We start from the raw sequence: 15,812 nt of genomic DNA on the forward strand, positions 1-15,812 counted from the left end.
CTGACTACTTCAGCTTCACGAGGAGCGCCTCGCTCGTGCCCGACGGGTTGTCGAGGACGACGACCATCGCGCCGAGCGGCTTCTGAGCCGCGACCTGGCCCGCGTCGACCGCAACGCTCACCGACGCCGTGCGGCGCTGGGGCACGTCCACGTACTGCCCGTTGCTGATCGCCGGAGCGGAGGGGTCGTACGTCGCCCACTCCGACGCGGCATCCGTCCCCCCGTTCACACCGAAGGTCTGCACGCTGTAGTCGAAGGCCCCGGTGATGCCGAGGTCGCTCAGGTACACCGGCAGGAGCAGCGTGCTCGAATCGGTCGGCGACTGCGTGAGGAAGCCGCTCGCCGCCAGAGCACCGGTCTCGGCGTTCACGATGAACACCTCGGCCTGCCCGTCGGAGGAGCCCGACCGGACCGCGCCCGAGTCGGCCGACAGGACGATCCAGTCGGCTGCGCCATCGCGGTCGGCGTCGATGAGGACGTCGTACTCGTTGCTCGCCGCGTTCGACCACCGCTTGTGCATGTTCAGCGCGAAGACGGCGAGCGCGTCATCCCCGGCCCCGAGCGACTGGACGCCTGCGGCACGCAGGTCGTACCCCGTGTCGGCGAGGGATGCCGGGGCATCCTTCTCGTCGGACAGACCCCAGGTGTACACGTCGGCTCCCGCGCTGGGCTGTGCGCCGAACAGGTTCCACAGCGAGATCTTCTTCGTGGCGTTCGCGACCTTCTGCTTCTTCGTGAACAGGGCCGACGTGGGCGTGGACACCGTGCTCGTCGAGCGCGGGACCAGCAGGTAGGGCACGCGCAGCGTCGAGTCCACCGAGGTCAGGGTGATGTCCCCGGAGATCTCGTGGAAGGCGAACTGGTCGTCGCCCACCGAGCCCGGCACGTCCCGCGCCGCGGCACCGACGGTGAGCAGGATCTTCGCCGAGCTGCCGGGAGCGACCGTGATCGAGGAGGACGAGAGGAACACCCGCGCCTTGAGCGACTGCGCCGACGGCGTCGTGGCGACGTCATAGGTCACCGGCGTCGGACCGTCGTTGCGGACCGTCACGGTCTTGATCCCGCCGAAGCCGAACGGGGATTCCTGGAAGCCGAAGCTGAGCGCCGACTCTCGCGCCCAGCCGCTCTCCGTGCGGAAGGCGTCGCCGGTCGCGGTCACCGTCGTGCCGACCGCCTGCGCGGCGTCCACGAGCCCGAGCCCGCCGATGACGATGCTCTCGCCGACGACCTTGTCCGGGTCAGCGGTGGAGACCACCGATGCCGCGATCTGCGGGGCGCTCCACTGCGGGTGGGCCTGCGCGGACAGCGCGGCGACGCCCGCGACGTGCGGGGCCGCCATCGAGGTGCCGGAGAGGATCGCCGCACCGTTGCCCGACCCGACGGCGGCCGACGAGATCGACACACCCGGAGCCGCGACATCGGGGCTGATCGCGCTGTCACCGGAGCGCGGCCCCGACGACGTGAACGACGCGTACGCCCGGAAGCCGGGGTTCGCGATCTGCGCCGGCTGCAGCGACACGGTCGCCCCCGTCGTGAACAGCGGGCCGCTGGAGGAGCGGACGCCGAGGAACGGGATCGTGACGAGGTACGGCTCGCCCGTGTCGGCGTTCTGCGTGATCTGGCCCTCGTAGGGCGGCAGGTCATCGGTCGAGTTGACCATGAGCGCCGCGGCGGCGCCGGCCTGCTGCGCGTAGATCGCCTTCGCGACACGGGCGCACGAGCCGCGGGTGGAGACGGCCAGCTGCCCGCCGCCCGCCGTGACGCCCGCCTTGGTGTACGCCGCAGCCGAGCAGCCGATCGCCTCGTTCTCCGGGGTCGCCGGGTCATCGACGAGGCGGACGACCGTCAGGTCGCCGATCCCGTCGAGGGAGGCCCCGTTCGCGTTGATCGCGTCCACCTGCTGACCGCCGACCGTGACGGTCGCTCCAGGGAAGCCCTCGGCGCTGTCGACCGCCGAGACGGCGATCACGCCGTCGCCGGAGCCCGGTGACCCCGTCAGGTACGGGTTGTGGCCGGAGTTTCCGGCGGAGGCGACGACGACGACGCCCGCGCCGACCGCGTTGGCGGCGGCCACGGCATCCGGGTCGTCGCCGCGGCCGAAGGACGAGCCGAGCGAGAGGTTGACGACATCCATGCCGTTGTCCACGGCCCAGTCCAGCGCAGGGACGACGACGTCGGTGGAGCCGGCGCAGCCGAACACGCGGATCGCGTAGAGGTCGGCCTGCGGCGCGACACCGGGACCGACGCGGAAGTCGTTCGCGGGCGTCGTGGTGTCGTACGGGCCGGTGTACCCGGTGCCGTCGGCGAGCACCCCCGATCCGCCGGCGGTTCCCGCGACGTGGGAGCCGTGGCCTTCGCAGTCGAGCGGGTTGTCGTCGGGCTTGGGGACGGGCTGGTAGCTCGCGCTCGACGGGTCGGCGTTGTAATCGTCGCCGACGAGGTCGACGCCGCCCTTCACGCGGGGAGCATCGGGGCCGTACAGTGCGGGGTCCGCAGGCTGGGTGCTCACGGCGTGGGCGGCTTCGTAGGCCGCGGTCGTCCCGGGGCCGCCGAACGTGGCGTGCGTGTAGTCGATACCGGTGTCGATGATCCCGACCTTGACGTTCTGCCCGGTATAGCCGGTGTTCTGCCACACGTCGGGCACCCCGAGGAAGGGCACCGAGACGGCGTTGTCGATCGAGTAGCGGCGGACCGGGTGGATCGCGACCACGCCGGGAAGGTCGGCGACGGCATCCAGCTCGGCTGCGGGGACGGATGCCTGGACGCCGTTGTACGCGGACGCCATCTGCGCCTGCACCTCACCGCCCGTGCTCTCGACAGTTGCGACGACCTCGCTCTGCGCGTCCGTGAGCGTCGACTTGACGTCTTCGCGCTCGCCCTCGCTCAGCTCGCGCCCGCTCTCGGCCTCGACGACGGCGACGGGGTCGCCCTCCATCTCGATGACGACGGTCACATGCCCGTCCGGTCCGATCGCGCCCGCCGTGAAGGTCGAGTCGATCGCGCCGCGGGAGCTCGACGTCGAGAAGCGCGACCCCGGATCGTCGTCCGGTGTCGCGGCGAATGCTGCGGACGCGGGGAGGGTGAGCAGGGTTGCTCCGATCAGCGCGTAGATGCGTCGTTGCAAGGGGTTCCGCCTTTCGTGCAGGGGGGAGCTCACCCCGGGGGTATGGAGTGGCTGAAAGGAGGCTATGCATCCGCTGCATGTCGGCGGAAGGGCGGGCGCCGCTGGATGAGAGGATCCTCATTCAGCGGATGCCGATGCTCACGTGGTCCGGCGGCTCCGCCGACCGGTAGGTGTCATGAGCCCGGCGGCACGTCAGTGGAAGAAGCCGACGGCGAGGTCGGGATGGTCTGCGAAGACGCCGTCCACGCCCGCCGCGGCGATGATCCGCCACTCGGCCTCGTAGTCGCCGAACGCCGCCTTTCCCCGCCCGCTGCGGAACTGGGGGGTGAGGAAGGCGTTCTCGGGCCGGCAGGTCCAGGTGAACACGCGCAGCCCGCGCGCGTGCGCATCGCCCACGACACGCGAGGGCCCCGACGCCCTGCCCAGGCGGTCCGGCGCCAGGATCATGCGCTTGTCGACGCTGATGCCGTCCACGATCCCGGCGAGCACGTCGAGCCCGCCCGGCGCCGCCTGTTCGGCGTACGTCGGCGCGTGCCGGCCGTGCGCCGCGACGAGGTCGTAAGCGCTGCCGGACGATTCGAGGAGATAGACGTACGACCCGCGGATGCCGAGGTCTCGCACCCGGCGGAGAACGGTGGACTCGAAGGACTCCAGGTACAGCGGCAGTTCCCCCGCACCCCAGCCCGCGGCGGTCAGTTGCGCGGCGACCGCGCCGGCGACATCGAACCCCCGGCTCTCGAAGTACGTCGCGTGCTTGATCTCCACGACGACGCCGATCTCACGCCCGCGCTCGAGGGATGCTGCGCGGACGATGTCGAGCACATCGACGAGGCGGAGCGGCGGCTGCGCGCCGTCGAAACTCGCGCTGCCCGGGCGGAGCGCCGGAAGGCGCTCCCGGCAGCGGAGGGTCGACAGCTCGGCCCACGTGAAGTCCTCGGTGAACCAGCCGGTCAGCTCCACACCGTCGACCGCGCGGGTGGTCCGGCGGGCAGCGAACTCGGGGCGGGACGCGACATCCGTCGTCGACCCGATCTCGTTCTCGTGACGCACCACGAGGACGCCGTCCGAGGAGAACACGACATCCGGCTCGACGGCATCGACTCCGAGGGCAAGCGCGAGGTCGTACGACGAGCGGGTGTGCTCGGGGCGATAGCCCGGCGCACCGCGGTGGCCGATCACGAGGGGACGACGGCGCGGCATCCCCCCAGGCTAGCCATCGGGGGGTCCGGAACCTGCGCAGCGGAGCGCGTTCATAGCGGCCTCACAGCGCGGAACGTACCTCCGTCCGACGCCGTCCGATACGCTGGAAATCCGCAGGATTCCCGCTGCGGCACCTTTCGCATTGGAGAGACCACCATGGCCTCGAGCAGCAACCCCGCTTTCAGCAACCCCGCCTTCCAGGAGCAGCGGCCCGGGCTGACCCCGCCCGCTGCCCAGACCTCGTTCGGCGCCGCGTCGGCGCAGACCGTCGACCTCGCCGCGCAGTCGCAGATGGAGGGCGCGTTCGCGGCCCCCGCCGCCGGCGCGCTGCAGACCGGTCGGATGACGGTCGAGGACACCGTCATCAAGACGCTCTCCCTGTTCGGCATCCTCCTGGTGACGGCTGTCGTCGGCTGGATCTGGACCATGGCGGGCGTGACGCCGGCGAATCCGTCGAACGTCACGATCCTGCCCTGGATCATCGGCGCACTCGGTGGCTTCGTGCTGTCGATGGCCGTGATCTTCACCTCACGCAAGAAGATCCGTCCGGCGCTGATCTTCGGCTACGCAGCCTTCGAGGGCCTGTTCATCGGCGGCATCTCGGCGTTCTTCGAGTTCATGTGGCCAGGCATCGTCATCCAGGCGACCCTCGCGACCCTGTCCGTGGTCGGCGTGACCCTCGCCCTGTTCGCCAGCGGCAAGGTCCGCGCGTCGGCGAAGGCCACGAAGGTCTTCCTCATCGCGATGGTCGGCTACCTGGTCTTCTCGCTGGTCAACGTCGTCATGATGATGTTCGGCGCGTTCAGCGGCCCCGACAGCGCCGGCCCGTTCGGCATGTACAGCCAGCCCAGCTTCATCCTCGGCATCCCGTGGGGCGTCATCATCGGTGTCTTCGTCGTGCTGATGGCCGCCTACTCGCTCGTGCTCGACTTCGACTCGATCCAGCAGGGCGTCCGCAACGGCGCTCCCCGCCAGTACGGGTGGCTCGGCGCCTTCGGCATCATGGTCACGGTCGTGTGGCTCTACGTCGAGATCCTGCGCATCATCGCCATCCTGCGCGGCAACAACTGACCTGCAGCGGGGGCACGAACTCCGCAGACTGACGCGAACTCCGCATCCTTTCTCCCGATCGGATGCGGGGTTCGTGCGTTTCAGCGGGACTCGCGGTCGCCGCACAGGGGCGCGCAGGCCCGCATGAACGACGGATGCCGAGGCGCTCGCGCCCCGGCATCCGGTCCGTTCACTCCCACTCGATGGTCCCCGGGGGCTTCGACGTCACGTCGAGCACGACCCGGTTGACCTCGCGCACCTCGTTGGTGATGCGGTTCGAGATCTTCGACAGCACGTCGTACGGCAGGCGGGTCCAGTCGGCGGTCATGGCATCCTCCGACGACACCGGACGCAGGACGATCGGATGCCCGTAGGTGCGGCCGTCGCCCTGGACGCCGACCGAGCGCACATCGGCGAGCAGCACCACCGGGCACTGCCAGATCTCGCCGTCGAGGCCCGCCTTCGTCAGCTCCTCGCGGGCGATGGCGTCGGCGTCACGCAGGATCTCGAGGCGGTCAGCGGTGACCTCACCCACGATCCGGATGCCGAGGCCGGGCCCCGGAAACGGCTGGCGACCGACGATCGCCTCCGGGAGCCCCAGCTCGCGACCGATCGCGCGCACCTCGTCCTTGAACAGGGTGCGCAACGGCTCGACGAGCTCGAACTGCAGGTCCTCGGGGAGGCCGCCGACGTTGTGGTGGCTCTTGATGTTGGCGGTGCCCGTGCCGCCGCCGGACTCGACGACGTCGGGGTAGAGCGTGCCCTGCACGAGGAAGCGCATGGGGTCGCCCTCCGCCGCGGCCTCGGCGATGAGCTCGGACTGCACCTTCTCGAACGCGCGGATGAACTCGCGGCCGATGATCTTGCGCTTCTGCTCCGGGTCGCTCACGCCGGCGAGCGCCTCGAGGAACGTCTCCCGCGCGTCGACCGTGATGAGGCGCACGCCCGTGGATGCCACGTAGTCGTTCTCGACCTGCTCGCGCTCGCCCTTGCGGAGGAGGCCATGGTCGATGAACACGGCGACGAGCTGGTCGCCGACCGCCTCGTGCACGAGGGCGGTGGACACCGCCGAGTCGACCCCGCCGGACAGGGCCGAGAGCACCCGGCCCGAACCGACCTGCGCGCGGATGCGAGCGACCTGTTCCGCGATGACGTTGCCGCTGTTCCAGTCGGCGGGCAGCCCCGCCGCCTTGTGCAGGAAGTTGACGATCACGTCCTGGCCGTAGTCGGAGTGCTTCACCTCGGGATGCCACTGCACACCGTAGAAGCACTTCTCCGCGTTCCCGAACGCAGCCACGGGGGTCGCCGTCGTCGACGCGAGGACCTCGAAGCCCTCGGGCGCCGCCGACACCTGGTCGCCGTGGCTCATCCACACGTTCTGGTCGGCGGGCTGGCCGCCGAGGAGCACGCCGCCGTCGCCGGTGAGCGAGGCATCCGTCGCCCCGTACTCGCGAAGGCCGGTGTTCGCGACCGTGCCGCCGAGCTGCTGCGCCATCACCTGGAAGCCGTAGCAGATGCCGAGGGTGGGCACTCCGAGCTGCAGGATGCCGGGATCGAGGGACGGCGCATCCTTCTCGTACACCGACGAGGGACCACCGGAGAGGATGAGGGCGACCGGCTCCTTCGCGGCCACCTCGGCCGCCGTGGCCGTGTGCGGCACGATCTCGCTGTACACCCCCGCCTCACGGACGCGGCGGGCGATGAGCTGGGCGTACTGGGCGCCGAAGTCGACGACGAGGACGGGACGCTGGGCGGTCTCGGTCTGAGCGGTCACCGGGTGCCTTCCGTGGCGGGTGTGGGAGTCGGGGCGGCGGCCTCGGAGGCCTCGCGCTCGGCGAGGTACGCGCGCACCTCGCGGCCGACGCGCGCCTCCATGAAGAACGACAGGAGGGGGACGATGCCGCCGAGGGCCAGCATGATGAAGCGGCCGAAGCCCCACCGCATGAGGCTCCAGACGCGGAAGCACGCGAAGAGGTAGACGACGTAGAACCAGCCGTGCGCGATCAGGATGCCGAGGGACAGGTTGACCCCGTCGCCCGTCGACTCCTGGCCGGCCGCCGTCTCGATCACCGGCGCGAACCAGAGGAAGCCTCCCGAACCGCCGAGGAACAGCTCATGGCCGAGCGCGTACTTGATGACCATCTCGGTGCACAGGAGCAGCAGCATGACACCCGTGATCACCGAGGCGATCTGGTAGAAGCGCAATGCACCGCGGATCGCCGGAAAAGTGGCGAGCTTGGGCTGGGGCATGGCGTCCATTCTAGCCGTCGGCAGGTGCGGCCCCGGCCCGGGATGAGCCCGTCAGCGGGCGGCGGCGGCCTCTTCGAGGGCTTCGACTTCCTTCTCCCAGGCATCCCGCGCCAGGCGGTACCACATGTAGAAGGCGAAGCCGGCGAAGATCGCCCATTCCACGGCGTAGAAGATGTTCAGCCAGTTCACGTTCGAGCCCTCCGCGGGGGCGGGCGAATCGATCGCGACGAGCCCGTGCGGGAGGTCGGCGCCGGTATCGGCCCCGGCTCCGCCGCCCGCGACGAGGTAGGGCCGGTAGACGTTGAGCCCGCCCGCGTCGTGCCACCACCCGAGGAGCGCGGCGGGCGACATGCGCGTCATCTCGGTCGCCGGCGCGCCCACCGGCGGCCGCACGGGTCCTTCATCGGAGATCAGCCTCCCGGTCAGCTGCACCGGGTCGCCGGCGCGGGCGTCGAGCGCGACCGCCGCGGCATCCGCCGCCGCACGATCCGCCGACCAGCCCAGCGCGACGGCGAGCGACGTGGGCTCGGGAACCGTGGCGGACGGGTCCACGCGGAGCTGACCGGTGACCCAGTACCCCTCCTGACCGTCGTTGAACCGCGAGGACACCACGAGGAAGTCACCCCGGACGAAGTGTCCCGCCACCGAGACCTGCTGGCCCACGAGGGGTTCGGGCAGATACGCGCCCGGCGCCACGACATCGGTGATCGGTCGCACCTGCTCGGTCGCCCCGGGCGGGGGCGGATCGGTGTCGATCGCCCGCCCGAGCTGCCACTGGCCGAGCCAGGCGAACACCGCCGCGACCGCGAGGGCGAACACGAGCATGCCGATCCACCACGGACGCAGCATCACCTCCCGCAGCGTCGGCGGGAAGACCTGGGTCCCCTCCGTGCGGGGGTGGAGTCCGTGCGCGCTCATCAGGACGTCGAGTACGGCGCGACGACGACCTCGACGCGCTGGAACTCCTTGAGGTCCGAGTATCCGGTGGTCGCCATCGACTTCCGCAGCGCGCCGATGAGGTTCGCGGTGCCGTCGGCGACCGGCGCCGGGCCGTAGAGCACCTGCTCGAGGGGTCCGACCTGGCCGACCTCGACCCGCTTGCCGCGCGGCAGCTTCGCGTGGTGCGCCTCAGGCCCCCAGTGGAACCCACGGCCGGGCGCATCGGTCGCGCGCGCGAGTGCCACGCCAAGCATGACCGCGTCAGCGCCCATCGCGAGCGCCTTGACGATGTCGCCCGAGGTGCCGACACCTCCATCGGCGATGACGTGCACGTAGCGCCCGCCGGACTCGTCGAGGTAGTCGCGACGCGCCCCGGCGACGTCGGCGACCGCCGTGGCGAGCGGCGCGTGGATGCCGAGGGTCACACGCGTCGTGGACGCCGCTCCCCCGCCGAAGCCGACGAGGACGCCGGCCGCGCCGGTGCGCATGAGGTGCAGCGCCGCGGTGTACGTGGAGGCGCCGCCCACGATCACGGGCACATCGAGGTCGTAGATGAACTTCTTGAGGTTCAGCGGCTCGGCGTCGCTCGAGACGTGCTCGGCGGAGACGGTGGTCCCCCGGATGACGAAGAGGTCGACCCCGGCGGCGACGACCGTCTCGTACAGCTCCTGAGTGCGCTGGGGGGTGAGGGAGCCGGCGACGGTGACCCCGCCCGCGCGGATCTCGGCGAGGCGGTCGCGGACGAGCTCGGGCTTGATCGGCTCGGCGTACATCTCCTGCATCCGCCGCGTCGCATCCGCCGCGGGCAGCCCTGCGATCTCCGCGAGGAGCGGTTCGGGGTCGTCGTACCGCGTCCAGACACCCTCGAGGTCGAGCACACCGAGACCGCCCAGCTGGCCGAGCATGATCGCCGTCGACGGACTCATGACGGAGTCCATCGGAGCGCCCAGGACCGGGATGTCGAAGCCGAAGGCATCGATCGACCAGGCCGTCGAGACGTCTTCCGGATTGCGCGTGCGCCGGGAGGGCACCACCGCGATGTCGTCGAACGCGTACGCGCGGCGGGCGCGCTTGGCGCGGCCGAGCTCGATCTCCATGCTCACCCCCTCAGCCTACTCGGGGTCTCCCCCTCCGCTCGCGAGCCGCTGCGCCGCGGGCGAGATGCCGCGGCCGCGCGCGTCAGCGCACGCGGGCCACCCGCGCCTCGTCCCAGACCGGGTCGCCGGATTCGATGACGCGACCGTCCGCGCCGAACACGAGGAACCGGTCGAACGATCGCGCGAACCACCGGTCATGGGTGACGGCGAGCACCGTCCCCTCGAAGAGTCGCAGCGCGTCTTCGAGGGCTTCCGCCGAGACGAGGTCGAGGTTGTCGGTGGGTTCGTCCAGGAGCAGCAGCGTCGCGCCGGACAGCTCCAGCAGCAGCACCTGGAACCGCGCCTGCTGGCCGCCCGAGAGGCTGCCGAACGACTGCTCGGCCTGACGGACGAGGCCGTAGCGGTCGAGCGCGGAGCTCGCGGCGTCGCGCGGCATCCCGGGGCGGCGGTCGTCGCCGCGGTGCAGGATGTCCAGGAGTGAGCGCCCCGCGTACTCGGGATGCCGGTGGGTCTGCGCGAACCAGCCGGGTGCGACGCGGGCTCCGAGCACGGCGCGCCCGGTGTGCGCGACCGGCTCGAGCGCGGCTCCGACCTCGGTGATGTGTCCGAGAAGCGCGTCGGGGTCCGTGCCGCCGCGGGCGAGCAGGCGCAGGAAGTGCGACTTGCCCGATCCGTTCGATCCGAGCACGGCGATGCGATCGCCGAACCAGACCTCCAGATCGAACGGTTCCATCAGGCCGGTGAGCTCCAGCCGCTCGGCGACGACCGCGCGCTTGCCCGTCCGCGCTCCTCGCAGGCGCACGTCGAGGCTCTGCGCCGGTGGGCGCTCCTCGGGAGGTCCCGCCTCCTCGAACCGCCGAAGCCGTGTCTGGGCAGCGCGATAGCGCGAGGCGAACTCGTCGCTCGCCGATGCCTTGACCTTCATGTCGGCGACGAACCGCTGCAGCTTCAGGTGCTGCTCATCCCACCGGCGCCGGAGCTCGTCCAGACGCGCCATCCGCTCCTCGCGTGCCGCGTGGTAGCCGTCGAACCCGCCCCCGTGCACCCAGGCGGTGCTCCCGGCACCGCCCGCCTCGAGCGTGACGATCCGATCCGCCGCACGCGCCAGGAGCTCACGGTCGTGCGAGACCAGCAGGATCGTCTTCGACGTCTCGCGGAGGCGCTCCTCGAGCCAGCGCTTGCCGGGCACGTCGAGATAGTTGTCGGGCTCGTCGAGCAGAAGGACCTGGTCGGGTCCGCGCAGCAGCGCCTCCAGGGCGAGGCGCTTCTGCTCGCCACCGGAGAGCGTCGTCAGCTCACGGAACCGGGCGCGCGCGAAGGGCACCCCGAGGGCCGCGGTCGTGCACGTGTCCCACACCGTCTCGTATTCGTAGCCGCCGGCCTCGGCGTAGTCGGCGAGCGCCGCGGCGTACCGCATCTGCGTGTCGAGGTCATCTCGCTCGATGATGGCGGCCTCGGCATCCTCGAGCTCGCGGGCTGCGGCGCCGACTCGCTCCGGAGCGACCGAGACGAGCAGATCGTGGATGGTCTGGCCGGCGTCACCGTGCCCGACGAACTGATCCATGACACCCAGACCGCCGTCGATCGTCACGACGCCCGCGCGGGGCCCGAGCTCGCCGCGGACGAGCCGCAGCAGCGTCGTCTTGCCCGCGCCGTTCTGGCCGATCAGGGCGGTCGTCTTCCCGTCCGCGACGCGGAACGTCACCTCGTCGAGGAGGGGGCGGCCGTCCGGCAGCACGAACGAGACGGCGGCGATGTCGATGTAGCCCACAGCGGGTCCTTCCGCCCCCCGCCGCGGCGCGGGCGCAGAGCCGTCCAGGATATCCGCTCGCGCGGCGGAGCACGAACTCCGCACGTTCTCACGTGCTCCGCACGCGAACGCCCGGATGGGTGCGGAGGACGCGACATCCTGCGGAGTTGGTGCGCGCGGGATGCCGCGGAGTTCGTGCGGCCCGGATGCCGCGGACGCACGGATGCCGCGCGGGCGCGCCGGACCCTCCGGGGCTACTTCTTGTAGTTGGGGGCCTCGACGACGATCTGGACGTCGTGAGGGTGGCTCTCCTTGAGCCCCGCCGCGGTGATGCGCACGAACTTGCCGCGGGCCTTGAGCTCCTCGATCGTGCGCGCGCCGACGTAGAACATCGACTGCCGCAGTCCTCCGACGAGCTGGTAGGCCACTGCCGAGACGGGGCCGCGGTACGCGACCTGGCCCTCGATGCCCTCGGGGATCAGCTTGTCGTCGCTCGGGATGTCCGCCTGGAAGTAGCGGTCCTTCGAGTACGAGGTCTTCTTGCCGCGGGTCTGCATGGCCCCGAGCGAGCCCATCCCGCGGTAGAGCTTGAACTGCTTGCCGCCCTGGAAGACGATCTCGCCCGGCGACTCGTCGGTGCCCGCGAGGAGCGATCCGAGCATCACCGTGTCCGCGCCCGCGACGAGGGCCTTGGCGATGTCGCCGGAGTACTGCAGTCCACCGTCGGCGATGACCGGGATGCCGGCCTCGCGCGCCGCCTGGAAGGCCTCCCAGATCGCGGTCACCTGCGGGACGCCGACTCCGGCGACGATGCGGGTGGTGCAGATCGAACCCGGCCCGACGCCGACCTTGACGGCGTCCACGCCCGCCTCGACGAGCGCCTGCGCGCCCTCGCGGGTGGCGACGTTGCCGCCGATCACATCGATGTGGGCGAACGACTCGTCGGCCTTCAGCCGGCGCACCATGTCGATGACACCCTGCGACTGGCCGTTGGCGGTGTCGACCACGATGACATCGACGCCCGCGTCGCGAAGCGCCTCGGCTCGCTCCCAGGCATCCCCGAAGAAGCCGATCGCGGCGCCGACGCGGAGGCGGCCCTGGTCGTCCTTCGTGGCGAGGGGATACTTCTCGCTCTTGTCGAAGTCCTTGATCGTGATGAGGCCGGCGAGGCGGCCATCGCCGTCGATGAGCGGCAGCTTCTCGACGCGGTGCTGCGCGAACAGGGCGATGACCTCGTTCGCGCCGATCCCCACGCGCCCGGTCACGAGTCCGTCGCTGGTCATGACGTCGCGCACCTTGGTGCTCTGGCGCTCGAAGCCCGACACGAACCGCATGTCGCGGTTGGTGATGATGCCGAGGAGGCGTCCGTCGTCATCCACGACGGGAAGGCCGGAGATCCGGTACTGCCCGCAGAGCGCGTCGACCTCCTCGATCGTCGCGTCGGGGTGCGTCGTGATCGGGTCGGTGATCATCCCCGACTCGCTGCGCTTGACCCGGTCGACCATGGCGGCCTGATCGGCGATGGAGAGGTTGCGGTGCAGGATGCCGAGGCCGCCTTCGCGCGCCATGGCGATCGCCATGCGCGTCTCGCTGACCGTGTCCATCGCCGCCGAGAGGAGCGGTGTCGCGACCGTGATCCGGCGGGTGACCCGCGAGGACGTGTCGGCTTCGGACGGGATGACGTCGGTATGCCCCGGAAGGAGCAGGACGTCGTCGTAGGTCAGTCCGACGAAACCGAACGGGTCGTTGTACTCCACGTGTTCTCCCTGCGGGCCGGGCACCGGTGTGCGTGTGCACAAGTCTAAGTCGCGCGCGCGTACGTTCATTCCCTCGGGGCGCGGCAGGGGGGCGCCAGGGACCGCTGGGGAGGCCGCGGGGAAGGTCACGAACACCCACCGAAACATCCCACGGGGAGGCGGAAACAAATCCGACACATTACGCTCGTACCGTCTCATCAATGTCGATGCGACCGCATCACCCGACTGGTGCGCTGGACTGGAGGATCTCTTGAGACCCACGACCCTCACCGCGCGGAACCCACTGAGGTGGTTCGTGCTCGCCCTGGTGGCGTTCGCCGCTGCGGCCGCCCTGCTGCTGAGCGGCGCGGGCGCGGCACTGGCCGCCGCACCCGACACTCCCGGCGGTGATCAGGAGAAGACGCCGTACTACTTCGGTGGCGTCATCACGAATGCCGAACAGCCCGTCCCCGACGTCACGGTGAGCGTGAACGGGAACGGATTCGAGGCCGAGACGGTGACCGACGCCGAGGGCAAGTGGCGCCTGTACGTGCCGGAGAAGGATGCGTACACCCTCGTGATCGACGAGGGCTCCCTCCCTGCGGGCGTCATCGTCGACCCGACCCAGCTCCCGGAGGGCCTGCAGCCCAAACAGGGCACCACCGGAGAGTTCGAGGTCGAGTTCGGCCTCACGAACACGAAGATCGTGAACCTGTTCCTCGGCGCGGGCGAGCGGGTGACGCAGTCCTTCGTCGACCAGCTGTCGGTACGCCTCGTCAACGGCCTCAACTTCGGGCTGCTCCTCGCGCTCGCCTCGATGGGCGCTGCCCTGATCTACGGGACGACCGGCCTGTCGAACTTCGCGCACGGTGAGATGGTCACCTGGGGCGCGCTGGTCGCCCTCGTCTTCAGCACGTTCTGGCAGCTGCCGCTGTGGCTCGGGATCACGGCTGCCGTCCTCGGCGGCGCGGCCCTCGGCCTCGCGATGGATGCCGGGCTGTGGCGCCCGCTGAGACGGCGAGGGCTCGGCGTCGTTCAGCTCATGATCGTGAGCATCGGCCTGTCGCTGACCCTGCGGTACATCTACCAGTACTTCATCGGCGGCTCGACCTACCAGCTGGCCGGCTCGAGCCCGGCGCCGTTCGAATGGGGCCCCATCTCGCTGTCGTACATCGACCTCATCAGCATGGGGGTGAGCATCGTCGTCATCCTCGGCGTCGCGTACTTCCTGCTCCGCACGCGCATGGGAAAGGCGACGCGGGCCATCTCGGACAACCCTCAGCTCGCGTCGGCCTCGGGGATCAACGTCGACCGCGTCATCCGGATCGTCTGGGTGCTCGCGGGAGCGCTCGCCGCGATCTCGGGCGTGCTGTGGGCGTACTTCCGCCCCGGCGTCAGCTGGAACATGGGGACGCAGATGCTGCTGCTCATCTTCGCGGCGATCACGCTCGGCGGCCTCGGCACCGCCTTCGGCGCACTCCTGGGATCTCTCATCGTGGGTCTCGTGGTCGAGGTCTCCACGCTGTGGATCCCGTCCGACCTCAAGTACGCCGGCGCGCTGGTCGTGCTGATCCTCATCCTACTGGTGCGACCACAGGGCCTGCTCGGTCGTAAAGAAAGGCTCGGGTGACCACGATGGATTGGGGTTCCATCCTCTTCAACACGCTCAGCTACCTGCTGAGCCCCGTCACGATCGCGTACGCGCTCGCGGCGACGGGACTCGCCGTGCACTTCGGCTATGCGGGTCTGCTCAACTTCGGCATGGCCGGCTTCATGGCGCTCGGCGCCTACGGCTACGCCATCTCGATCCTGACCTTCGGCTTCCCGTGGTGGCTCGCCATGATGGTGGGGCTCGTCCTCGCCGCCCTGTTCGCGTTCATCCTCGGCATCCCGACCCTGCGGCTGCGCGCCGACTATCTGGCGATCGTGACGATCGCCGCGGCGGAGATCATCCGCCTCCTGTTCACGACGCAGATCTTCGACGACTGGACCAACTCGGCCGACGGCCTCGGCAACTACAACGGCAGCTTCCAGGACTCCAATCCCTTCCCGTCGCTGCCCAGCGGAGCGAAGTACGGATGGGGCCCGTGGCAGTTCACCGCCGCTCAGCTGTGGGTCGTGGTCTTCGGCCTGATCCTGCTCGCCCTGTCGATCTTCGTGGTCTGGGCGCTCATGCGCAGCCCCTGGGGTCGTGTCCTGAAGGGCATCCGCGAGGACGAGGACGCCGTGCGCTCGCTCGGGAAGAACGTCTTCGCCTACAAGATGCAGGCGCTCGTCGTCGGTGGCGTCATCGGCGCGCTCGGCGGGATCGTGTACGTGCTGCCCTCCGCCGTCATCCCGTCCAGCTACACGACGGCGCTGACGTTCTTCCTCTGGACGATCCTCCTTCTCGGCGGCGCGTCGACGATCTTCGGGCCGTCCCTCGGAGCCGTGCTGTTCTGGATGGTCATGGCCCTCCTCGGCAACCTCCTTCCCGAGATGGCCAAGGCCGGATGGCTCCCGATGACCGACATCCAGGCGGGAACGCTCCGCTACATCCTCGTGGGCGTCTCGCTCATGCTCCTCGTGATCTTCAGGCCGCAGGGAATCCTCGGCGACAAGAGGGAGATGACCTTTGTCAAGTGATCAGAACCCCGCGGGCACAGCGCCCGCGGCGACGCCGACGG

11 protein-coding genes are annotated in these 15,812 nt (G+C 70.2%); 3 read left to right on the plus strand and 8 right to left on the minus strand.

Annotated features, from left to right (window positions below; all coding sequences use genetic code 11):
- Positions 1 to 4: 4 nt before the first annotated feature.
- Together J0P97_RS05450 and J0P97_RS05455 are read right to left on the minus strand one after the other, a co-directional pair.
- A complete protein-coding gene (locus J0P97_RS05450) occupies positions 5 to 3,124 on the minus strand; it encodes a S8 family peptidase (RefSeq protein ID WP_215486773.1) in 3,120 nt (1,039 codons plus the stop codon).
- Between the two features lie 192 nt (positions 3,125 to 3,316).
- A complete protein-coding gene (locus tag J0P97_RS05455; protein ID WP_215486774.1) occupies positions 3,317 to 4,324 on the minus strand; it encodes a glycerophosphodiester phosphodiesterase family protein in 1,008 nt (335 codons plus the stop codon).
- Between the two features lie 156 nt (positions 4,325 to 4,480).
- On the opposite strand from J0P97_RS05455, the gene J0P97_RS05460 reads away from it, so the two are divergent.
- Positions 4,481 to 5,395 carry a Bax inhibitor-1/YccA family protein gene (locus J0P97_RS05460; protein ID WP_215486775.1) on the plus strand — a complete coding sequence of 305 codons (915 nt, stop codon included), beginning with the start codon at positions 4,481 to 4,483 and terminating at the stop codon, positions 5,393 to 5,395.
- A 169-nt stretch (positions 5,396 to 5,564) separates the two neighbouring features.
- On the opposite strand, the gene guaA is transcribed toward J0P97_RS05460, so the two are convergent.
- From guaA to guaB, 6 genes are all read right to left on the minus strand, one after another.
- Positions 5,565 to 7,148 carry a glutamine-hydrolyzing GMP synthase gene (gene guaA, locus J0P97_RS05465; protein WP_215486776.1) on the minus strand — a complete coding sequence of 528 codons (1,584 nt, stop codon included), beginning with the start codon at positions 7,146 to 7,148 and terminating at the stop codon, positions 5,565 to 5,567.
- Complete coding sequence (locus tag J0P97_RS05470) at positions 7,145 to 7,624, minus strand: DUF3817 domain-containing protein (RefSeq protein WP_215486777.1); 480 nt, start codon at positions 7,622 to 7,624, stop codon at positions 7,145 to 7,147. The genes guaA and J0P97_RS05470 overlap by 4 nt, the downstream gene beginning before the upstream one ends.
- A 51-nt stretch (positions 7,625 to 7,675) precedes the next feature.
- Entirely contained in the window at positions 7,676 to 8,542 is an 867-nt protein-coding gene (locus J0P97_RS05475) for an SURF1 family cytochrome oxidase biogenesis protein (RefSeq protein WP_372449675.1), read from the minus strand.
- Entirely contained in the window at positions 8,542 to 9,660 is a 1,119-nt protein-coding gene (locus tag J0P97_RS05480) for a GuaB3 family IMP dehydrogenase-related protein (RefSeq protein WP_215486916.1), read from the minus strand. Before J0P97_RS05480 ends, J0P97_RS05475 begins: the two co-directional genes overlap by 1 nt.
- A gap of 82 nt (positions 9,661 to 9,742) precedes the next feature.
- A complete protein-coding gene (locus tag J0P97_RS05485) occupies positions 9,743 to 11,431 on the minus strand; it encodes an ABC-F family ATP-binding cassette domain-containing protein (protein WP_215486778.1) in 1,689 nt (562 codons plus the stop codon).
- A gap of 233 nt (positions 11,432 to 11,664) precedes the next feature.
- Positions 11,665 to 13,167: an IMP dehydrogenase gene (gene guaB, locus J0P97_RS05490; RefSeq protein WP_215486779.1), complete on the minus strand. Its 1,503-nt coding sequence runs from the start codon at positions 13,165 to 13,167 to the stop codon at positions 11,665 to 11,667.
- Positions 13,168 to 13,417: 250 nt separating this feature from the next.
- Between guaB and J0P97_RS05495 the strand changes: the two genes are divergently transcribed.
- Complete coding sequence (locus J0P97_RS05495) at positions 13,418 to 14,776, plus strand: branched-chain amino acid ABC transporter permease (protein WP_246539837.1); 1,359 nt, start codon at positions 13,418 to 13,420, stop codon at positions 14,774 to 14,776.
- A 5-nt stretch (positions 14,777 to 14,781) separates the two neighbouring features.
- A complete protein-coding gene (locus J0P97_RS05500; RefSeq protein ID WP_215486918.1) occupies positions 14,782 to 15,771 on the plus strand; it encodes a branched-chain amino acid ABC transporter permease in 990 nt (329 codons plus the stop codon).
- The last annotated feature ends 41 nt before the right edge of the window (positions 15,772 to 15,812 follow it).

Source organism: Microbacterium flavum, assembly GCF_018717645.1.
Classification (GTDB): Bacteria; Actinomycetota; Actinomycetes; order Actinomycetales; family Microbacteriaceae; genus Microbacterium; species Microbacterium flavum.